Genomic DNA, 19,126 nt, shown 5'->3' on the forward strand with positions numbered 1-19,126 from the left:
CGGTCGGTAGAAAGGATAATTAGGGATTATCGGTCGGAACATAGACCGGGATTTCACGCGGGTGGCTGACGACCGCATCGGCACCCGCCGTCCAGAGTTCGTCGACGGACGCATAACCCCAGGCGACGCCGATCGCTTTTGCGCCCGCAGCTTTTGCCATCTGCATATCATAGACCGCGTCGCCGATAACGACAGTATCGGCCGGAACCATGCCGGTTTCATGGCAGCATTCCATCACCATGGCCGGATGCGGCTTGGAAGGGCAATCATCCGCCGTGCGCGAGACAATGAAGTGCCTGGCAAATCCATGGGTTTCGAGAATGTGGGTCAGCCCGCGCCTCCCCTTGCCCGTCACCGCACCGATCAGCACGTCATCCCGCCTTGAAAGGGTGTCGATCAGAGGGGCAATGCCCTCGAAAAGCGGCTCGATCATGCCCGGACGTGCACGGATCGGATGGTAGATTTCCTTATAACGCTGGGTCATCGCCTGAACCTCGTCATCAACATGCGCCTTGCCGAGCATGCGGGCGATGGCGATATCCAGCGTCAGACCGATGATCGCCTTGGTTTCGGAGATATCGGGGCGCGGCTTGCCGAAATCGGCGAACGTATCGGCCATGACCGCATGGATCAGGCCCGCGCTGTCCACCAGCGTTCCGTCGCAATCGAAAAGAACCAGTTTCATCTGCCGTCAGTCTTCCCTATCGCCATCGGCCACGTCGAGACCGAGCAGGTTCCAGGTCTGTACCATATGCGGCGGCAGGGGTGCGCTGACCCGAAGCCGGCCGCCATTCGGATGCGGAATGTCGATATGGCGCGCATGCAGATGCAGGCGCTTCTGGATGCCGCCGGGAAAATCCCAGTTTGGATCGTCGATGTAATATTTGGGATCGCCGATGATCGGGTGCCCCATATGCAGCGCGTGCACGCGAAGCTGATGGGTGCGGCCGGTATAGGGCTCCATTTCCAGCCAGGCGAGGTTCTGCGCGGCGGTATCGATGACGCGGTAATAGGACACGGCGTGATCGGCGCCCTCCTCGCCATGCTTGGCGATGCGCATGCGGTCTCCGTCGATCGTCTGTTCCTTGACCAGCCAGGTGGAAATCTTGTCCTGGTGCTTGCGCGGCACGCCTTTGACGAGCGCCCAATAGGTTTTCTTGGTGTCGCGTTCGCGGAAGGCGGCGGTCAGTTTTTGCGCGGCACCTCTGGTACGGGCAACCACCAGCACACCCGACGTATCACGATCCAGCCGGTGCACGAGACGCGGCTTTTCGCCCTTCTGGTTGGTCCAGGCTTCCAGCAAGCCGTCAATATGCCGGGTAACCCCCGAGCCGCCCTGAACGGCGATGCCAGCAGGCTTATTGAAAACGAACACCTTGTCGTCTTCATGCAGCAGCATTCGTGCCAACAGCTCGCCATCGGCGGAATGTTTGAGGTCCTTCGAGCCGATCGGACCGCTCTTGGTCTTCATATCGGAATCGACCGGCGGCACGCGCACCATCTGTCCCGGCTGCAACCGCGCGTCCGTCTTCACCCGGCCGCCATCCACACGCACCTGGCCGGATCGCAGCAGCTTCTGCAACTGCCCGAACCCAAGCCCCGGATAGTGAATCTTGAACCAGCGATCGAGGCGCATACCGGCCTCGTCGGCCTCGACCTTGATATGCTCGATACCTGCCATAAATTTTCCAGTCTCTCTGTCCTAATCGCGCAGCCGTTTCTTCGGCGCGCCGTTTGGATCAAGCCTTTAGAACAAGTTGCGGCCCAAGGCCAGCCCGGCGAAAACCGCAGCGATGGAAACCGAAAGGCTCGCAAGAACGTAAACGGCAGAAAGGCCGAGCGCGCCGCGTTCATAAAGCGAGACAGCATCGAGCGAAAAAGATGAAAACGTCGTGAAACCGCCGAGCACGCCGGTCACGAGAAAAAGACGCATTTCCATCGAGGCATTCAGACGTCGCGCCACGAGCTCCACCAGGAGACCGATCAGGAAAGAACCCACCACGTTGACCGTAAGCGTTCCCCAGGGGAAATTCACCCCCGCCAGCCGGACGCTCCAGACGCCGACCAGATAACGGAAGACGGAACCGATGGCGCCGCCCGCTGCGACGAGGACTATATTGATCATGCATTTATCTCCGGAGGGAACGGCCGGACCTCACGGTCCGCTTAGATTTCTAGACCACGTAAACCGCCTGCGAAACCCTTGGCCGGGCACTGCCAGCTGTTAAAATACGATTAAATTGCGCCTCCGCGATTTAGCCTTCCAACAACACGCAGATGCTAACCTGCGGTTTTTGAAGGTCGGCAACGATGGCCGGAGGTTGGATGACACAGGTTCTTTCCGTTTCTGCGAACACGGCAGCCTATGCGCTGGAGGCTGTAAAACCGTCACAGCGCGTGCCGCGCCGGAGCGAGGTCGAAGAGGCCATTCACGAACTCGCGCGCAAGGCCGAGAACAGCGACGACTTCCAGCTTCGCGGCATGATGACTGTCATCAAGCCACCAGCCCTCACCCTCTATTTCCTGACCGTCGCCAGCCAGCATCAGGAACCGCAGGCGACGCTTGAGCAGGCCGTGGAGGCATACGAGGAAAACAACCTCCCCAAAAAAGCAGATGATATTCTTTTGAATCAGGATGATAGACAGACATCCTGATGTCGCTTGTTAGAGGTCAATCCTGTCGTTGCGGGAGTGGCATTCAGCTTGGTGTCAGGTTGAGTTTCTAGATATCTACACCCGGCTTCCGGAAATCACCAAAAGCGAGCGTCATCCCTTTTCCGCCGCGGCGCCGAAACAATAGACCGGACAAATGAGAAATCTTGCGGCTACCGGACCTGTCACGCGTTCCGGTAGCCGCTTTTCTATTGGTCAATTATGTTGATGGTCGCCGCCGCCCTTGGCAGCTCCCGCAGACAGTATGACGTCGACCTTCCCGGCTTTTTCGAAGATCAGCGTTACCGGCACTTTGTCTCCTTCGGCAAAGGGCTTCTTCACGTCGAAGAACATCATGTGCAGGCCGCCGGGTTTCAATTCCACGGTCTGACCGGCGGGGATGACGATGCCCTCGTCCAGCTTGCGCATCTTCATCACGTCATTGACCATGGCCATTTCATGGATTTCAGCGCGTCCGGCGGCAGACGATTCGACACCGATCAGCTTGTCGTCGCTATCGCCGCCATTCTTGATCGTCACATAACCGCCACCGACGGGCTGGCCCGGCAACATGGCCTTCGTCGCGCCGCCAGACACTTCGAGATTGCCAGCCTTCACGATATCCATATCCATGCTCATACCCGCGTGATCGTGGCCGCCCGCATGGGCTTTGGCGGTGACCTTGATGGTCGGCGCGGGATTTTTCAGCGAGTGGGGATCGACACCAGCTGCAGCCACTTCATCCCAGGAAACCTTGCCCTTGTCGCCGCAAAGCTGTGTCACCTTGAAGGGTAGTTCCTGCCCCACCTCGACGCCGGAAACCTTCCCCTGCACGGCAAAGGTATCGTAGAATTCGTCCGGCAGATTGCCGCCCTTCCAGCGAATTTCGACGGGCCCACTTTTGATCTCCTTGCCGTGATTTTTATAGGCCTTCTGGTAATCGCCTTTGATGACCTCCAGCTCCCAGCCGGCCTTCGGCTGCGGCTTGGCGGAAATGAAGCCCTCCGGCAGCTTGATCTGCACTTCCGTCGTGGCAAGCCCGCCTTCGCAGCCATGCGGCACCTGAAGCGCGGCGACGACAGTGCTTTCCTGTTCGGCCGAGCCGTCAACGAAGGTGGCGTGGGCAAAAGCCTGCGCGGTGGAAACCGCGGCGATAAAAAGGGTCGATGTGATGATCTTGGTGGTTTTCATTTGTCTGTCCCTGCGACTGCCAGCCCTTCGGGTTCAAGCAGCCGTTTCTTGCCACCGGTTCGGCGGCGATGATCCTGTAAGATGAAAAATCAGGCGGACAAGGCTGGCGGGCCGCGTGCGACCGGTTTGCGGATCGTCGGGACGGGATGGAAACGCCAATCGGTGGACGGGCGGTTCTCAAGCCAGGCAAATTCGGTCTTCAGCCAGCTTTCCTTGTCGGGGACCGGCAGAAGAATGGACGAGGCCAGCAGGCAGGCCTCGCAAAACAGGATCGCGTCGCCCGAATGGGCGGGCCCCTCCTTGGCATGCGAGGCATTCACCCCGCTGCCATGGCCGAGGCAGATCTCCGCAAAGGTGCCATCAGGCAGCCGGTAGCTCTCATCGAGCGCGACTGCGGGGGCTGCGGCAAGCGCCGGCCTGTGGGCAAAACCGAGCGACAGCATCAGGGTTGCACAGAAAATGCGAAGCATTTTCTCGATCCCTGTCAGCCGTCTTTTTCGATGTGCGCCCATGATCTCATGCGATATCGCGCTTCCCTTCGATTTCAAAGGGGAATTTTGCCGCAGGCTTGACGTGTATGAGGAACAATCGCCGCAAGGCGGCATTTTCCTGCAACACGGATCGTTCAAGGGAGACATGACATGCCTGCCAAATCGAAAGCCCAGCAGAAAGCCGCGGGTGCAGCACTCGCCGCCAAAAGGGGCGAAACGAAGAGATCCAGTTTAAAAGGTGCTTCAAAAAGCATGGAGAAGTCCATGACAGAAAAGGAACTTGAGGATTTTGCCTCAACGAAACGCAAGGGTCTGCCGGCAAAAAAATCGGAATGACGGCGTCTTTCCACCGCCATTCCATTCGTTGGAATGATGACGGAACGACAATATCAAAACGTCGTTGCGAAAGAGATGAGGGATGATGGCGCAGATGGAGCAAGAATCTGTTCAGATGCGTCATTTGGTCCTTGCCAATAGCGGGTCTTCGAAGATAATGAGCGTCGCATCATCGTTGGGAGAAACCGCTTCAATGCGGTGCCGAAGGAGCAACCGCCCCGGAAACTCTCAGGCAAAAGGACCAGCGATGACGACGGAACTCTGGAGAGAAGCCACCTTTCATAAGGACGGCTCGCCGAAGGGATAACAATCTCAGGCGACAAGGACAGAGGGGGCTCTTGAACCGGCGCATCTGCGCCACGACCTGAGCCCGCGCGATTGCTCGCGCAACCCTGGAGGCGTCCTTGGACGATACCGCCGCGCTGAAAACCACGCCGCTTCATTCCCTGCACCTATCGCTTGGCGCCCGCATGGTGCCATTCGCCGGTTACGACATGCCCGTGCAATATCCGGCCGGCGTTTTGAAGGAGCATCTTCAAACCCGCACCTCAGCCGGTCTCTTTGACGTCTCCCATATGGGTCAGGTGATTGTGAAGGCAAAGTCCGGCAACAACGCCGATGCCGCACAGGCACTGGAAAAGCTGGTGCCGGTGGATATTCTCGGCCTCAAGGAAGGCCGCCAGCGCTACGGTTTCTTCACCGACGAAAAGGGCTGCATTCTTGATGATCTGATGATCACCAATCGCGGCGATCACCTTTTTGTCGTCGTCAACGCGGCCTGCAAGGATGCCGACGTCGCCCATATGAAGGCGCATCTTTCAGACAGCTGCGAAATCACCCTTCTCGAGGACCGCGCCTTGATCGCGCTGCAGGGCCCCCGCGCCGAGGAGGTACTGGCCGAACTCTGGACGGGCGTTTCCGAGATGAAATTCATGGACGTGCAGGAGGTGCCGCTGCACGATGTTGCCTGCATCGTCTCCCGCTCCGGTTACTCCGGTGAAGACGGCTTTGAAATTTCCGTGCCGGCAGACAAGGCAGAAGAGATCGCCAGGGCCTTGCTCGAACATCCCGATTGCGAAGCCATCGGACTTGGCGCGCGTGACAGTCTGCGGCTGGAAGCAGGCCTTTGCCTTTACGGTAATGACATCGACACCACGACCTCCCCCATCGAAGCATCGCTGGAATGGGCGATCCAGAAGGCGCGCCGCGCCGGCGGTGATCGCGAAGGCGGTTTCCCGGGCGCGGAACGCATTCTTGGTGAACTGAAGGACGGCACATCGCGCCGCCGCGTCGGCCTGAAGCCCGAGGGCAAGGCACCGGTGCGTGGCCACTCGAAGCTTTTCGCGGATGCTGAAGGCAAGACGGAAATCGGCGAAGTGACCTCGGGCGGTTTCGGTCCTTCGGTCGAAGGCCCCGTCGCCATGGGTTACGTGCCTGTTTCTTACGCCGCTCCCGGCACGGCGATCTTCGCGGAAGTGCGCGGCAAATATCTGCCCGTCACCGTCGCCGCCCTGCCCTTCATAAAGCCCACCTACAAACGATAATTTCATCCCATCTCCGGAGAGAACACGATGCTGAAATTTACTGCAGAACACGAATGGCTGAAGTTCGAAGGCGATGTCGCCACCGTTGGCATTACCAGCCACGCCGCTGAACAGCTCGGCGATCTCGTTTTCGTCGAATTGCCGGAAGTGGGTGCCACCTTCTCCAAGGATGGAGAAGCCGCAACCGTTGAATCCGTCAAGGCGGCTTCCGATGTCTATTGTCCGCTGGATGGCGAAGTGGTCGAGATCAACCAGGCCATCGTCGACGACCCCTCGCTGGTCAATTCCGATCCTCAAGGCGCCGGCTGGTTCTTCAAGCTCAAGCTTTCCAACGTTGCTGATGCCGATACGCTGCTCGACGAGGCAGCCTACAAGGAGCTGATCGCGTAATGACGACGCCCACCGAATTCCATTTCACCGACTATCAGCCCTATGATTTCGCCAACCGGCGTCACATCGGGCCGTCGCCGTCGGAAATGGCCGAGATGCTGAAGGTCGTCGGCTATAAGAGCCTCGACGCGCTCATCGACGCCACCGTTCCCTCCTCCATCCGTCAAAAAGTGCCTCTCACCTGGGGTGCGGCCTTGACCGAACGTGAGGCGCTGGATCGTCTTCGCGAGACGGCAAACAAGAACCAGGTCCTGACCTCGCTGATAGGTCAGGGCTATTACGGCACCATCACGCCGCCGGTCATCCAGCGCAACATTCTGGAAAACCCGGCCTGGTACACGGCCTATACGCCATACCAGCCGGAAATCAGCCAGGGCCGTCTTGAGGCGCTGCTGAACTACCAGACCATGGTCTGCGATCTGACCGGCCTTGACGTCGCCAACGCCTCGCTGCTCGATGAAGCGACTGCGGCCGCCGAAGCCATGGCCATGTGCCAGCGCGTCGCGAAATCCAAGGCGACCGCCTTCTTCGTGGATGCCAATTGCCATCCGCAGACCATCGCGCTGATCGAGACCCGTGCGGCCCCGCTCGGCTGGAAGGTGATTGTCGGCAACCCCTTCACCGATCTCGATCCGGTCGACGTGTTTGGCGCGATCTTCCAGTATCCCGGCACGCACGGACATCTCAGCGATTTCTCCGGCCTGATTTCCCGCTTGCATCAGACGGGCGCGATTGCCGCCGTCGCCGCCGATCTTCTGGCCCTGACGCTGCTGAAATCTCCCGGCGAAATGGGCGCTGACATCGCCATCGGCACCTCGCAGCGCTTTGGCGTTCCGGTCGGCTACGGCGGTCCGCATGCCGCTTACATGGCCGTCAAGGATGCGCATAAGCGCTCCATGCCGGGCCGTCTCGTCGGCGTCTCGGTCGATGCGCGCGGCAACCGCGCCTATCGCCTGTCGCTGCAGACCCGCGAGCAGCATATTCGCCGTGAGAAGGCCACCTCCAACATCTGCACGGCGCAGGTGCTGCTGGCAGTCATGGCTTCGATGTACGGCGTCTTCCATGGCCCGCAGGGCATCAAGGCGATTGCCCAGCAGACCCACCAGAAGGCCGTGCTGATGGCCAAGGGACTGGAAAAGCTCGGTTACACCATCGAGCCGGAGACCTTCTTCGACACGATCACCGTCGAAGTCGGCCATATGCAGGGCGTTATCCTGCGTTCGGCCGTCGCGGAAGGGGTGAATCTGCGCAAGGTCGGCGCCACCAAGATCGGCATGAGCCTTGACGAGCGTACGCGCCCGGCAACGCTGGAAGCCGTCTGGCGCGCTTTCGGCGGCAATTTCTCGGTCTCGGATTTCACGCCGGACTATCGCCTGCCGAAGGAGCTGCTGCGTACCAGCCAGTACATGACGCATCCGATCTTCCACATGAACCGTGCCGAAAGCGAGATGACGCGCTACATCCGCCGTCTTTCGGACCGCGATCTGGCGCTCGACCGCTCGATGATCCCGCTCGGTTCCTGCACCATGAAACTCAATGCGACGGCAGAGATGCTGCCGATCACCTGGCCGGAATTTTCCGACATCCATCCCTTCGTACCGGCCAATCAGGCACTCGGTTACAAGGAGATGATCGACGATCTCTCCGAAAAGCTGTGCTCGGTCACAGGTTACGACGCCTTCTCCATGCAGCCGAATTCCGGTGCGCAAGGCGAGTATGCCGGGCTTTTGACCATCCGCAATTATCACCTCGCCAATGGCGGGACACACCGTGATGTCTGCCTCATTCCGACCTCGGCGCATGGCACCAATCCTGCCTCGGCGCAGATGGTGGGCATGAAGGTGGTGCCGGTGAAAGTGCGTGATAACGGTGATATCGATATTGATGATTTCCGTGCAAAAGCAGAGCAGTACGCCGAAAACCTCTCATGCTGCATGATCACCTATCCGTCCACTCACGGCGTGTTCGAGGAGACGGTTCGCGAAATTTGCGAGATCACCCATAAGCATGGCGGTCAGGTGTATCTTGATGGCGCGAACATGAACGCCATGGTGGGCCTTGCCCGTCCCGGCGATATCGGCTCCGACGTTTCGCACCTTAACCTGCACAAGACCTTCTGCATTCCGCACGGTGGCGGTGGTCCGGGCATGGGGCCGATCGGCGTCAAGGCGCATCTTGCCCCTTACCTGCCCGGCCATCCGGCGACCGATGGCCGCGAGGGTGCGGTGTCTGCCGCCCCGTTCGGTTCGCCGTCCATCCTGCCCATTTCCTGGAGCTACTGCCTGATGATGGGCGGCGAAGGGCTGACGCAGGCAACCAAGGTTGCGATCCTCAACGCCAACTACATCGCCGAGCGGCTGAAGGGTGCTTATGACGTGCTCTACAAATCCGAAACGGGACGCGTGGCACATGAATGCATTATCGACACCCGCCCGCTGGCAGACAGCTGTGGCGTGACTGTCGATGACGTGGCCAAGCGCCTGATCGACTGCGGTTTCCACGCGCCGACCATGAGCTGGCCGGTTGCCGGCACGCTGATGATCGAGCCGACGGAATCCGAGACCAAGGCGGAACTCGACCGGTTCTGTGATGCCATGCTGGCCATCCGCGAGGAAGCCCGCGACATTGAGGAAGGCCGCGCGGACAAGACGAACAATCCGCTCAAGAACGCGCCCCATACGGTCGAGGACCTCGTCGGCGAATGGGACCGTCCTTATAGCCGCGAAAAGGGATGCTTCCCGCCCGGCGCATTCCGCATCGACAAATACTGGTCGCCGGTCAACCGCATCGACAATGTCTATGGCGACCGCAACCTCATCTGCACCTGCCCGCCGATGGAGGCCTATGCCGAGGCGGCCGAATAAGCTGTCCTTCGTTCGAGCCAGAAAGCCCGGAGCGATCCGGGCTTTTTCGTTTTCCGTCCCGTCGCAGGACGAACCCCCGGCTTCCGCGCGCTGGGACCATGTTTTAAATCAGCCATTTATCCTTTTTTCCGGCTCGCCTGAAACTTTGCGAGACCGGCTTCCGTCTCTTGTGTCGCTACGGATAACCGATAGCGGCCGCTGGAAGAGCCACCTTTCGGGGCCTTGGATGTCACAAGGAGGAATAATGATGTACAAGCTTTCCGTTCGCGCCCTGACGTTGGCTGCAGCTCTTTCCATCGGCACGGTTTCGGCCTATGCCGCAAACCCCAAGGTGGGCGGCGCGGCGATGTTCGAGGACAAGAACATCGTTGAAAATGCGGTGAACTCGAAAGACCACACGACCCTCGTCGCCGCGGTAAAGGCCGCCGGACTTGTGGAAACACTTCAGGGCAAAGGACCGTTTACGGTTTTTGCACCCACCGACGAGGCTTTCGCGGCCCTTCCGAAAGGCGCGGTCGACGATCTTCTGAAGCCAGAGAACAAGCAGAAGCTGGTCAAGGTTCTCACCTGCCACGTCGTTGCAGCCAATGCACTGTCATCCGCCATCGAAAAAATGATCAAGGATGACAAGGGCGAGCACGACGTGAAGACGGTCGGCGGCTGCGTACTCAAGGCAAAAGAAAGCATGGGAAAAATCACACTTACCGATGAGAATGGCACGGTCGCCCATGTCACCATCGCTGATGTTAAACAATCCAACGGCGTCATACATGTCATAGACAAGGTGCTGCTGCCGAAAATGTAAGGCAGCGCCGCAGCGCCAATCTGGGCTCGAACGACTAAGGCCCGAAGCAATTCGGGCCTTCCTCATTCAGGTGGGCGTAATCCCGGCCGTGAAAAGGAACGGGGTGTGATTGATCTTCATCGCTTCCATGCTAAATCGGATCACACAATCAAGCGATGGAGTGTGCATGCGCCTTATCTGCCTGAACGGTTGGGGCGGAAAGCTCCACGACGAACTCGTACCTTATATCTCCCTGTCCGACCCGGATATCTTGTGCCTGCAGGAAGTGGTGCATACGCCCGCTGCCCAAGAGGATTGGTTGACCTATCGTGATCACGGCATCGAGCTTCCGCAGAGAGCGAATTTCCTCCGCGATGTCGCCGATGCCCTGCCGGATCATGTAGCGATATTCTGCCCCGCGGCACAGGGTGATCTCTGGCACGGTACGACTAGATACTTTTCCCAATGGGGACTGGCCACATTCGTTCGCAAGTCCATCACCATCGTTGCCCAGGCACAGGGCTTCGTCCATGGGACCTTTTCTGCGGACGGATATGGCGATCATCCACGGTCACGCACCGGCCATGCCATCAGGGTTTTCGACTTTGCCACCGGACAGCCGGCTGTCATTGCCCATATGCATGGGCTACGCGACCTCGACGGCAAACACGATACCGCCGCCCGCTTGGCGCAGGCAAAACGACTTGTGAACCTCGTCAAGAACATTGCCGAGAATGGCGACCGGGTGATCGTTTGCGGTGATTTTAATGTCCTGCCCGACAGCGAAACCTTTACCGTGTTGAATGAACTCAATCTTGTCGAGCTCGTCACGACCCGCGGTTTCACAGATACCAGAACCTCACATTACGCCAAGCAGAACAGATATGCCGACTACCTGCTTGTCAATCCGGCTGTGAAAGTTGATCATTTCGACGTCGTTAGGCAGCCCGAAGTCTCGGATCATTGCCCGTTGCTGCTTGAATTCAGCTGAAGAACTGGAGATGCTATCCGTAAGCTCTTCAACGCACCAGCTGGATGTCGCTCGTCACCACCGTCTTGCCGGTCCTGCCGTCCTTATCGGTCGTGCGCAGCCGCAAGCCGTTGGCACCGACCTTTTCGATGGTCATGGCGGCAACGCGGTCGCCGTTGATATCGCGGTTCCATCGCACCGTCAGATTGATGGCGTTTCCTTTTCTTGTGCCCGATAGTGCGGACGGCCGACCAGAAGGGCCCGTATAGGCGCCGCTATAGCGCCCGCCCTTCTCCGAGAGATCGGCTGCGATCGCGCGCCTTACCACCAGAAGACCGCGGCAAGTGCCGGACATGTTGAGTGACGATGATCCCGCGTTGGAATTCAGCGTGCAGCTGACGTTAATGGGCGGTGTGCCGATCCGGGTAATTACGGTTCCCTTTCCCGCCCACGTGCCCTTCAGCGAGGAGAGAAATGCGCCCTCGTCCGCGTAAGCAGGCTGGGTTGCGAGCAATCCGACCGAAAATAAAACTGCAAGAGCCTTGATCTTCATCGCGATTATCCGTTTTTCCACGAAGCCTAACTCACAAATGCCGTTAAACGTTCCTCCAGCTAATCCCGCAACGGGCAAAAATATCGGAACATCCCTGCTGATGTCGTGCCAATGCAACCAAATGCGGGCACAGATGTTTCCGCCAACCTCGATCAATTTTTCGATTCCCTGCATATTTCTCGGAGTATTTTCATGACGACTGTAGGCGTTGCGGCACCACACGGCCGCCTTCCTTCCGGCGGCCTGCCGCATAGCGGTGGCATCTCGGATCGCACGCTTTTTGCCCTCGCTGCACTGAATTTCTTTCTCGCCGACGCCCGCGACGGTCTCGGGCCGTTTCTGGATGCATTTCTGGCGACACGGGGCTGGTCTTCGATCTCGCTGGGCATGATCGCCACGGTCGGCGGCCTTGTGGGTCTGCTCGCCACGCCGCTTTGTGGCGCCCTGGTAGATGGAACGACGTGGAAAAGGACGCTGATTGCCATACCCGTCGTCCTCGTGACCATCGGCGCGCTGATCACCTTGATCTTTCCCGATGTTTGGATCGTCTGGACCGGCCAGATCATGACGGCCGTCGTCGGCGCCGTGGTCGGCCCGGCGCTTGCCGGCCTCACGCTCGGCCTTGTCGGCGAGCGCCTGTTTTCCCATCAGATTTCGCGCAACGAGTTCTGGAACCACGGCGGCAATTTCGCATCGCTCTTCGCGACTTATGTCGTCGTCACTTTCTTCGGCATGGACGGCATCATCGGCCTGATGCTGCTGACCGCTGCGGGTGCTCTGGTCGCGACGGCGGCCATCGACCCCGAACGCATCGACCACAAGGTGGCGCGCGGCCTTGGCGAAGACAGGGGCGAACCCGGTCCATCCGGCATCGCGGTCTTGCTGCAGGAACGCGGACTTATCTTTCTGGCCATCATCCTGCTCGTCTTCCACTTCGGCAACGCGCCGATGGGCCGGTTGATCGCGCAGGATTTCGCCATCGAACTTCAGACACCCTTCCGCACCACTGCGATCATTACCGGCGTCGCGCAATTTGCAATGATTTTCGTCGCCGCCATGGCCCCTTGGCTGATACGACGTTTCGGTCTCTCAACCGTCTTTATCATCGCGCTCGTCGCACTGCCGATCCGCGGCGTTCTCGCTTCCGCCTTTACGGACTTCTGGGTCATTTTCCCCGTCCAGTTTCTGGACGGTGTCGGAGCGGGGCTGCTCGGTATAGTCACGCCGGTTGCGGTGGAGAGAATTTTGAAGGGCACGGGCCGCTTTAATGTCGGTCTTGCCAGCGTCATGATGGTTCAAGGCATCGGCGCGTCATTCAGCAATGTCGTCGCAGGTTGGCTGGTGACGAAGGGCGGTTATTCACTGTCGCACCTTGTCGGCGGCGGCATTGCGGCAATCGCCATCGGGCTTTTCCTGCTCTATCGCAACGAGATAGCGCCTAAACAGAATAATGATGGCCTGTCTCAAGGAAGGCAGTAACGGCGCAAACATAAAAGGAGGCCATCTGGCCTCCTTTTATGTCGTAGACCGTGTTCCGTCAGCCGACGAAAGCGCGTTCGATCACGAATTCGGCAGGCTTGTTGTTGGCGCCTTCGGTAAGACCGGCATTCTCAAGCAGTTCCTTGGTATCCTTGAGCATCGCCGAGGAACCGCAGATCATGCCGCGGTCAATGGCCGGATCGAGCGCTGGTACGCCGAGATCGGAAAACAGCTTGCCGTTTTCGATCAGCGTGGTGATGCGGCCCTGGAAAGGATAATCTTCGCGGGTCACCGTGGCATAATGCTTGAGCTTGTCGCCGACAATCTCGCTGAGGAACTCGTGGTTCTTGATTTCCTCGACCAGATCGAAACCGTATTTCAGTTCGGCCACATCGCGGCAGGTATGGGTGAGGATGACCTCTTCGAACTTCTCATAGGTCTCGGGATCGCGGATCAGGCTCGCGAAAGGCGCAATGCCGGTGCCGGTGGAGAACATGTAAAGCCGTCGGCCGGGCGTTAGCGCATCGAGAACCAGCGTGCCTGTCGGCTTCTTGCGCATCAAAACGGTATCGCCAGGCTTTATCGCCTGAAGATGGGAGGTCAGCGGGCCATCCGGGACCTTGATCGAGAAAAATTCCAACTCCTCGTCCCAGGCGGGGCTGGCGATGGAATAGGCGCGATAGATCGGCTTGTCGCCGACCATCAGGCCGATCATGGCGAATTCGCCGGAACGAAAACGGAAGCCGGCCGGACGCGTCATGCGGAAACGGAACAGATGATCCGTATAATGTTCCACCGACAAAACCGTCTCGGCATAAACACCATCGGGTATCTTGATCGCGAAATCTTCCGTCTTGGCTGGCGCGTTCATTTAGGTTCCGTCCATTCTATTCGATGAGCGACATTCTCCGACCGGGCAATTATACCATTTCTGCTCCGGTTTGAAGGCATGAGAATGTCAATACTGCCATGTGCGTAGGAAATATGTATCAGAAACTCATATTTCCGTGCAACGTGTCACAGAGACGCACGCCGACGCCAGCTATAGGCCTCGCCGTCGCTCGCAGGCCTGGCCGTCGGCTGGTAATAGACCGGAATTTCCGGCAGGCGATTTTCGGACAGGCGGCGGATCGCCGTACCATTCGTCACCGCAAAGCTTGTGAAGCCGGTACGCAGCATGAGCGGCACCTGATCGATCAGCACGTCGCCAATCGCCCTCACCTCGCCTGTGAAACCGAGGCGGCTGCGCAGCAGCGACGCGTGGCTAAAACCACGGCCGTCGTTGAAAGCCGGGAAACTCACCGCGACAAGCTCGATACGGTCAAGATAAGGTTCCAGCCGGGTCACATCATCGGCCGGCGCAATCAGCACCCCGAGACCGATATCGTTGCTTTCGGCCGCACGAACCAGAAAATCGGCAAGCGGCAGCACGGACTTCTGCTCAGCCACCGCTTTTAATTCTTCCGTTTCGATCACCCAGGGATCGTTCTCCACGAAGCCGTCGCGGGTCCAGATTTTCGTCATGACATTCTCCTCAGGCGGCTTCGGCGGCGGAACCGTAGAGCGCATCCTTGAACGGTTGCGGCCCGACGCGGCGATAGGCTTCAAGGAAATTCTCTTCCTTTGAAAGGCGAAGCCCGAGATAGGTGTCGACGATGGTCTCAACCGCGTCGGTCACCTTTTCCGGTTCGAAGCCGCGACCGATGATCTCACCGATCGAGGTGTTTTCGTCACCCGATCCGCCAAGCGTGATCTGGTAGAGTTCCGCACCCTTCTTTTCCACGCCCAGCAGCCCGATATGACCGACATGGTGGTGGCCGCAGGCATTGATACAGCCGGAAATCTTGATCTTCAGCTCACCAATTTCCGCCTGACGCTCCGCCGAACCGAAGCGGGTGGAAATTTCCTGCGCCACCGGAATGGAGCGTGCATTGGCAAGCGCGCAATAATCCAGCCCGGGACAGGCAATGATATCGGTGATGAGCCCGGCATTGGCGGTCGCAAGACCCGCGCCTACAAGTGCACGATAGACCGGCTCGAGGTCAGCCAGCGCCACATGCGGCAGGATGATGTTCTGCTCGTGGCTGATGCGGATTTCGTCGAAGGCATATTCCGCAGCAATATCGGCGACCAGCTCCATCTGCTCATCCGTCGCGTCGCCCGGAATGCCACCGATCGGCTTCAGCGAGATCGTTACCATGCCGTAGTCCGGATGCTTGTGCGGGGCGACGTTCTGCTCCACAAAACGGGCAAAACCCTCGTCGGCCCGCTTCCAGCGCGCCAGGCTTTCCCAGCCTTCCGGCCGGTCCTTCAGCGCCGGCGGCGCGAAATAGGCGGTGATGGCGGCGATATCGGCATCCGGCAGCTTCAATTCGGAGTTCTTGAGTTCCGCAAATTCGACCTCGACCTGACGGGCCAGTTCTTCCGCACCCGTCTCATGCACGAGGATCTTGATGCGCGCCTTGTATTTGTTGTCACGACGGCCATGCAGGTTATAAACCCGCATCACGGCCGTGGTATAGGACAGGAGATCTTCTTCCGGCAGGAAGTCGCGGATCTTCTTGGCGATCATCGGCGTGCGCCCCTGTCCACCACCGACATAAACGGCAAAGCCGATCTCGCCCTTGTCGTTCTTTTTCAGATGCAGGCCGATATCGTGAACCTGAATGGCCGCACGATCGCGTTCGGCACCCGTCACTGCAATCTTGAACTTGCGCGGCAGGAACGAAAATTCCGGATGCACGGAAGACCATTGACGCAGGATCTCGGCATAAGGACGCGGATCAGCAACCTCGTCGGCCGCAGCGCCAGCGAAATGATCCGCAGTGACGTTGCGAATGCAGTTGCCAGAGGTCTGCAGCGCGTGCATTTCCACGCTTGCCAGTTCGGAGAGGATATCCGGGGTATCAGAGAGGCGCGGCCAGTTATACTGGATGTTCTGACGGGTGGTGAAATGGCCGTAACCCCGGTCGTATTTACGGGCAATATGCGCCAGCATTCGCATCTGCTTGGAATTCAGCGTACCGTAGGGGATGGCGACGCGCAGCATATAGGCGTGCAGCTGAAGATAGACACCATTCATCAGGCGCAATGGCTTGAATGCGTCCTCGGCCAGCTCACCGGATAGCCGGCGCTCCACCTGATCGCGAAACTGCGCCACGCGGCCTTCAACAAATGCGTGATCGAACTCGTCGTAACGGTACATATTCTTCCTCAGACTGCGATAAATGCTGCATCGGCCGGCTTGTAGCCGGTCGCATAGTGCACGGTCGGGCCGGCGGCGCGAATGCGCTCGCGCAGGCGCGTCGGCCAGAGCTTGCCGTTCTCTTCCACAACGTCAACGATATTCACGTCAACGACCTTGTTGGCGGAAAAATCCCGTTTGCCGATCTCCTCGAACGAGGCGACCGCTTCCGCATGGCGGGCGACGATTGCGCCCTGCAGGTTTTCCGTCCATTCGCCGTTGGCGTCGAGCCAGACGGCAATGCCATCGCTCAGGCGGTTGGCGGTCAAAACCTTGTCAGCCATTTACATACTCCCGTTTGAGGTCCGCCGGCCTTCCGGCAAGCGCAAGCGCCTCGGACCTGTCGAAATTGGCGCCCGCCACCGCATCGCCGATGATGACCATGACAGGACCGGTCAGTTCATCGCGATGTTCAAGGTCGGGCAGATCGTTTAATGTTCCGTGCAGCAGGCGGCGATCCGCGCGGCTGGCGTTTTCGATAACGGCGACGGTGGTTTCCACACCGAGCCCCGCTTCGATAAGCCTTGTGGCCACCGAGGCAGCGACGCTGCGGCCCATATAGACGGCAATGGTCGCACCGGAAACGGCAAGCCGGGCCCAGTCGGGCAGAACATCGCCTGTCAGATCGTGACCGGTGGTGAAAATCAGCGACGAGGCGACACCACGCAGCGTCAGCGGCAGTTCGAAATCCGCAGCGGCGGCGAAGGCCGACGTGATGCCAGGCACGATTTCGTAAGCGATGCCGGCATCGCGCAGCGCTGCCATCTCCTCGCCCGCACGGCCATAAACCAGGGGATCGCCGGATTTGAGGCGTACGACGCGCTTGCCGTCCTTGCCGAGACGCACCAGCAGGCGGTTGATCTCGTCCTGCGACTTGCTATGGCAGCCCTTGCGCTTGCCGACCGATAGCCTCTCGGCGTCGCGACGGCCCATATCGATGATCGCCTGCGGCACCAGCGCATCGTAAACGATGACGTCGGCTTCCATCAGCACGCGCTGCGCGCGCAGCGTCAGAAGATCTTCCGCACCGGGCCCGGCGCCGACAAGCCATACGCGGCCTTCGCTGCGTTCGGGCGACCGCAGAAGACGGTCGACAGCCTCATGGGCGGCCGGAGCGTCGCCGACGGCGACGGCATCCGCAACCGCACCGGAGAAAAATCGCCGCCAGAAATTGCGCCGCAACGCGCCCTTCGGTACGGTTTGTTCCGCTGCACCGCGATACTGCACGGCAAGATGTGCGAGCTTGCCAAGTGAAGGCGGCAGCATCTGGTCTATGCGCGCGCGGATCATCTGCGCGAGCACCGGCCCTGCCCCTTCGGTCCCGATAGCCACCGCGACGGGTGCCCGGGACACAAGCGCCGGCGTGAAGAAATCGCAGAATTCCGGCTGGTCCACCGCATTGGCGGGGATTTTCCGGGAACGCGCGGCAGCAACGATGTCCCTGTCCAGAACAGCCTCGCCAGTTGCAGCAAAAACCAGGGTCGCACCGTCGATCAGATGGCTGGCAAAAGCATGAGGCCGATGATCGATGCCGTGTTCGCGGAGATAAGTTGCGTAGTCAGCCTCCGGCTCGTCGGCATAGGCAATGATATGCGCATTGGTATTGGCAAGAAGCCTGACCTTTGCGAAGGCCTCATCGCCATTTCCGAAGACCGCAACCTGCCTGCCCTCAACCCGGAAGAATGCGGGGAAGGTTGAAAGGCGATCGCCGACAGCGGAAAAATCATGTTCGTTGTGCATTGGACATATATCCCGCATCGCGGCGCAAGATTGAAGAAACAGAAATTCAAGCCTTTCCGGCACCTGGATTTTTATTTCTCGAACACCCCGGTTTTGGAGGAAAACAAACCGGCCTCTGTTTCCCGCACGCCTGGAGGCTTCCAAGCGCAGCGCGAATCCCTTGACAAACCCGGCCCCCGCGCCGAACAAGGGAAGACAATTTGCCATCTGTTTTCCATGCGAAGACCGCTTTATACAAGCGGCAAGAAGGACCGCCCCCTTGACCAGCCAGCCACTTTCCGCCCGCCTTCTTGATGTCATCGAACACGATATTCTGCCATTGACGGCGCGTGGTGTCAGCCTTGGCAACAAGGTTTTCGGCGCGGCAATCCTGCGTAAGTCCGACCTGTCGCTGGTGGTTGCGGAAACCAACAACGAGCTGGAAAATCCGCTCTGGCACGGCGAGGTGCATACGCTGAAGCGGTTTTACGAACTGGGCGAAAAACAGAATACGAAGGACCTGATTTTCCTCTCCACCCACGAACCCTGCACCATGTGCATGTCCGCCATCACCTGGGCCGGTTTCGACAATTTCTACTCCTTCTTCAGCCACGAGGATTCGCGCGACGCTTTCGCGATCCCGCATGATCTAAAAATTCTGAAGGAAGTCTTCGGGTTGGAGCCGGGCGGCTATCGCCGCAACAACGCTTTCTGGAACTCGTATTTCATCACCGATCTGGTGGAAGCCGAGGAGGATCCGCTGAAGAGCACGTTGAAGGCGCAGACCGCCCGCATCAAGGCGGCCTATGACGATCTGTCCACCAGCTATCAGTCGTCGAAGGGCGGCAACGATATTCCTCTGAATTAAGCGCGGAACTGGACGGCCGGACCGGCATAAACACAAGCGAA

Annotated in this window: 21 protein-coding genes and 1 riboswitch; of the genes, 10 read left to right on the forward strand and 11 right to left on the reverse strand. The window is 59.1% G+C overall.

Annotated elements, in window-relative coordinates; translation table 11 throughout:
• Positions 1-19: 19 nt before the first annotated feature.
• The 3 genes from EYD00_RS05685 to crcB form a co-directional block, all read right to left on the reverse strand.
• On the reverse strand, positions 20-685 hold the full coding sequence (locus tag EYD00_RS05685) for an HAD family hydrolase (RefSeq protein WP_004441798.1): 666 nt from the start codon (positions 683-685) through the stop codon (positions 20-22).
• A 6-nt stretch (positions 686-691) separates the two neighbouring features.
• A complete protein-coding gene (locus EYD00_RS05690; RefSeq protein ID WP_004441802.1) occupies positions 692-1,681 on the reverse strand; it encodes an RluA family pseudouridine synthase in 990 nt (329 codons plus the stop codon).
• Between the two features lie 66 nt (positions 1,682-1,747).
• Positions 1,748-2,125 carry a fluoride efflux transporter CrcB gene (crcB, locus tag EYD00_RS05695; RefSeq protein WP_004441805.1) on the reverse strand — a complete coding sequence of 126 codons (378 nt, stop codon included), beginning with the start codon at positions 2,123-2,125 and terminating at the stop codon, positions 1,748-1,750.
• 200 nt (positions 2,126-2,325) lie between these two features.
• Here crcB and EYD00_RS05700 point away from each other — a divergent pair, with 200 nt between their 5' ends.
• Positions 2,326-2,655: a hypothetical protein gene (locus EYD00_RS05700; protein WP_004441809.1), complete on the forward strand. Its 330-nt coding sequence runs from the start codon at positions 2,326-2,328 to the stop codon at positions 2,653-2,655.
• Between the two features lie 213 nt (positions 2,656-2,868).
• Here EYD00_RS05700 and EYD00_RS05705 read toward each other — a convergent pair whose 3' ends face one another.
• Positions 2,869-3,843 (reverse strand): copper chaperone PCu(A)C domain-containing protein, encoded by a 975-nt coding sequence (locus EYD00_RS05705; RefSeq protein ID WP_004441811.1) that lies wholly within the window; start codon positions 3,841-3,843, stop codon positions 2,869-2,871.
• An 89-nt stretch (positions 3,844-3,932) separates the two neighbouring features.
• Entirely contained in the window at positions 3,933-4,313 is a 381-nt protein-coding gene (locus tag EYD00_RS05710; protein WP_004441813.1) for a hypothetical protein, read from the reverse strand.
• A 171-nt stretch (positions 4,314-4,484) separates the two neighbouring features.
• Here EYD00_RS05710 and EYD00_RS05715 point away from each other — a divergent pair, with 171 nt between their 5' ends.
• The 6 genes from EYD00_RS05715 to EYD00_RS05740 all read left to right on the forward strand — a co-directional run bounded on the left by EYD00_RS05715 (position 4,485) and on the right by EYD00_RS05740 (position 11,243).
• Positions 4,485-4,670, forward strand: coding sequence for a DUF3008 family protein (locus tag EYD00_RS05715; protein ID WP_004441815.1), 186 nt, complete (start codon positions 4,485-4,487; stop codon positions 4,668-4,670).
• Positions 4,671-4,836: 166 nt separating this feature from the next.
• A riboswitch (glycine riboswitch) is annotated at positions 4,837-4,924 on the forward strand.
• A gap of 150 nt (positions 4,925-5,074) precedes the next feature.
• On the forward strand, positions 5,075-6,214 hold the full coding sequence (gene gcvT, locus EYD00_RS05720) for a glycine cleavage system aminomethyltransferase GcvT (RefSeq protein WP_004441816.1): 1,140 nt from the start codon (positions 5,075-5,077) through the stop codon (positions 6,212-6,214).
• 27 nt (positions 6,215-6,241) lie between these two features.
• Entirely contained in the window at positions 6,242-6,604 is a 363-nt protein-coding gene (gene gcvH / locus EYD00_RS05725; RefSeq protein WP_004441817.1) for a glycine cleavage system protein GcvH, read from the forward strand.
• Positions 6,604-9,468: an aminomethyl-transferring glycine dehydrogenase gene (gene gcvP / locus EYD00_RS05730; protein WP_004441820.1), complete on the forward strand. Its 2,865-nt coding sequence runs from the start codon at positions 6,604-6,606 to the stop codon at positions 9,466-9,468. The genes gcvH and gcvP overlap by 1 nt, the downstream gene beginning before the upstream one ends.
• Positions 9,469-9,715: 247 nt before the next feature.
• Positions 9,716-10,273 carry a fasciclin domain-containing protein gene (locus EYD00_RS05735; protein ID WP_034498907.1) on the forward strand — a complete coding sequence of 186 codons (558 nt, stop codon included), beginning with the start codon at positions 9,716-9,718 and terminating at the stop codon, positions 10,271-10,273.
• A 166-nt stretch (positions 10,274-10,439) separates the two neighbouring features.
• Positions 10,440-11,243, forward strand: a complete 804-nt coding sequence (locus EYD00_RS05740) for an endonuclease/exonuclease/phosphatase family protein (RefSeq protein ID WP_004441824.1) — start codon at positions 10,440-10,442, stop codon at positions 11,241-11,243.
• A 28-nt stretch (positions 11,244-11,271) separates the two neighbouring features.
• Here the strand turns inward: EYD00_RS05740 and EYD00_RS05745 are convergent, their stop codons facing one another.
• Positions 11,272-11,775 carry a hypothetical protein gene (locus EYD00_RS05745; protein WP_004441826.1) on the reverse strand — a complete coding sequence of 168 codons (504 nt, stop codon included), beginning with the start codon at positions 11,773-11,775 and terminating at the stop codon, positions 11,272-11,274.
• 192 nt (positions 11,776-11,967) lie between these two features.
• Between EYD00_RS05745 and EYD00_RS05750 the strand changes: the two genes are divergently transcribed.
• Positions 11,968-13,254 carry an MFS transporter gene (locus EYD00_RS05750; protein WP_004441829.1) on the forward strand — a complete coding sequence of 429 codons (1,287 nt, stop codon included), beginning with the start codon at positions 11,968-11,970 and terminating at the stop codon, positions 13,252-13,254.
• A 58-nt stretch (positions 13,255-13,312) separates the two neighbouring features.
• Here EYD00_RS05750 and EYD00_RS05755 read toward each other — a convergent pair whose 3' ends face one another.
• From EYD00_RS05755 to cysG, 5 genes are all read right to left on the reverse strand, one after another.
• Positions 13,313-14,125: a ferredoxin--NADP reductase gene (locus EYD00_RS05755; RefSeq protein WP_004441832.1), complete on the reverse strand. Its 813-nt coding sequence runs from the start codon at positions 14,123-14,125 to the stop codon at positions 13,313-13,315.
• 146 nt (positions 14,126-14,271) lie between these two features.
• Positions 14,272-14,778 carry a DUF934 domain-containing protein gene (locus tag EYD00_RS05760; protein ID WP_004441835.1) on the reverse strand — a complete coding sequence of 169 codons (507 nt, stop codon included), beginning with the start codon at positions 14,776-14,778 and terminating at the stop codon, positions 14,272-14,274.
• A gap of 10 nt (positions 14,779-14,788) precedes the next feature.
• Positions 14,789-16,459 (reverse strand): nitrite/sulfite reductase, encoded by a 1,671-nt coding sequence (locus EYD00_RS05765; protein ID WP_004441837.1) that lies wholly within the window; start codon positions 16,457-16,459, stop codon positions 14,789-14,791.
• 8 nt (positions 16,460-16,467) lie between these two features.
• Positions 16,468-16,782, reverse strand: a complete 315-nt coding sequence (locus tag EYD00_RS05770) for a DUF2849 domain-containing protein (RefSeq protein ID WP_004441838.1) — start codon at positions 16,780-16,782, stop codon at positions 16,468-16,470.
• Positions 16,775-18,238, reverse strand: coding sequence for a siroheme synthase CysG (gene cysG, locus EYD00_RS05775; protein WP_004441841.1), 1,464 nt, complete (start codon positions 18,236-18,238; stop codon positions 16,775-16,777). Before cysG ends, EYD00_RS05770 begins: the two co-directional genes overlap by 8 nt.
• Here cysG and EYD00_RS05780 point away from each other — a divergent pair.
• A complete protein-coding gene (locus EYD00_RS05780) occupies positions 18,224-18,532 on the forward strand; it encodes a hypothetical protein (RefSeq protein WP_022556178.1) in 309 nt (102 codons plus the stop codon). The two genes, cysG and EYD00_RS05780, sit on opposite strands and share 15 nt — an antisense overlap.
• Positions 18,498-19,085, forward strand: a complete 588-nt coding sequence (locus tag EYD00_RS05785) for a deaminase (protein WP_004441844.1) — start codon at positions 18,498-18,500, stop codon at positions 19,083-19,085. The genes EYD00_RS05780 and EYD00_RS05785 overlap by 35 nt, the downstream gene beginning before the upstream one ends.
• Positions 19,086-19,126: the final 41 nt, after the last annotated feature.

This window comes from Agrobacterium sp. 33MFTa1.1, from assembly GCF_004328495.1.
GTDB classification, from domain to species: Bacteria; Pseudomonadota; Alphaproteobacteria; order Rhizobiales; family Rhizobiaceae; genus Agrobacterium; species Agrobacterium pusense.

Excerpts from the sequence above, each read along its gene's own strand:
- EYD00_RS05685 (WP_004441798.1), bottom strand. The coding sequence starts at position 685 with ATGAAACTGGTTCTTTTCGATTGCGACGGAACGCTGGTGGACAGCGCG.
- EYD00_RS05690 (WP_004441802.1), bottom strand. The coding sequence starts at position 1,681 with ATGGCAGGTATCGAGCATATCAAGGTCGAGGCCGACGAGGCCGGTATG.
- crcB (WP_004441805.1), bottom strand. The coding sequence starts at position 2,125 with ATGATCAATATAGTCCTCGTCGCAGCGGGCGGCGCCATCGGTTCCGTC.
- EYD00_RS05700 (WP_004441809.1), top strand. The coding sequence starts at position 2,326 with ATGACACAGGTTCTTTCCGTTTCTGCGAACACGGCAGCCTATGCGCTG.
- EYD00_RS05705 (WP_004441811.1), bottom strand. The coding sequence starts at position 3,843 with ATGAAAACCACCAAGATCATCACATCGACCCTTTTTATCGCCGCGGTT.
- EYD00_RS05710 (WP_004441813.1), bottom strand. The coding sequence starts at position 4,313 with ATGCTTCGCATTTTCTGTGCAACCCTGATGCTGTCGCTCGGTTTTGCC.
- EYD00_RS05715 (WP_004441815.1), top strand. The coding sequence starts at position 4,485 with ATGCCTGCCAAATCGAAAGCCCAGCAGAAAGCCGCGGGTGCAGCACTC.
- gcvH (WP_004441817.1), top strand. The coding sequence starts at position 6,242 with ATGCTGAAATTTACTGCAGAACACGAATGGCTGAAGTTCGAAGGCGAT.
- gcvP (WP_004441820.1), top strand. The coding sequence starts at position 6,604 with ATGACGACGCCCACCGAATTCCATTTCACCGACTATCAGCCCTATGAT.
- EYD00_RS05735 (WP_034498907.1), top strand. The coding sequence starts at position 9,716 with ATGTACAAGCTTTCCGTTCGCGCCCTGACGTTGGCTGCAGCTCTTTCC.
- EYD00_RS05740 (WP_004441824.1), top strand. The coding sequence starts at position 10,440 with ATGCGCCTTATCTGCCTGAACGGTTGGGGCGGAAAGCTCCACGACGAA.
- EYD00_RS05745 (WP_004441826.1), bottom strand. The coding sequence starts at position 11,775 with ATGAAGATCAAGGCTCTTGCAGTTTTATTTTCGGTCGGATTGCTCGCA.
- EYD00_RS05750 (WP_004441829.1), top strand. The coding sequence starts at position 11,968 with ATGACGACTGTAGGCGTTGCGGCACCACACGGCCGCCTTCCTTCCGGC.
- EYD00_RS05755 (WP_004441832.1), bottom strand. The coding sequence starts at position 14,125 with ATGAACGCGCCAGCCAAGACGGAAGATTTCGCGATCAAGATACCCGAT.
- EYD00_RS05760 (WP_004441835.1), bottom strand. The coding sequence starts at position 14,778 with ATGACGAAAATCTGGACCCGCGACGGCTTCGTGGAGAACGATCCCTGG.
- EYD00_RS05765 (WP_004441837.1), bottom strand. The coding sequence starts at position 16,459 with ATGTACCGTTACGACGAGTTCGATCACGCATTTGTTGAAGGCCGCGTG.
- EYD00_RS05770 (WP_004441838.1), bottom strand. The coding sequence starts at position 16,782 with ATGGCTGACAAGGTTTTGACCGCCAACCGCCTGAGCGATGGCATTGCC.
- EYD00_RS05780 (WP_022556178.1), top strand. The coding sequence starts at position 18,224 with ATGTTCGTTGTGCATTGGACATATATCCCGCATCGCGGCGCAAGATTG.
- cysG (WP_004441841.1), bottom strand. The coding sequence starts at position 18,238 with ATGCACAACGAACATGATTTTTCCGCTGTCGGCGATCGCCTTTCAACC.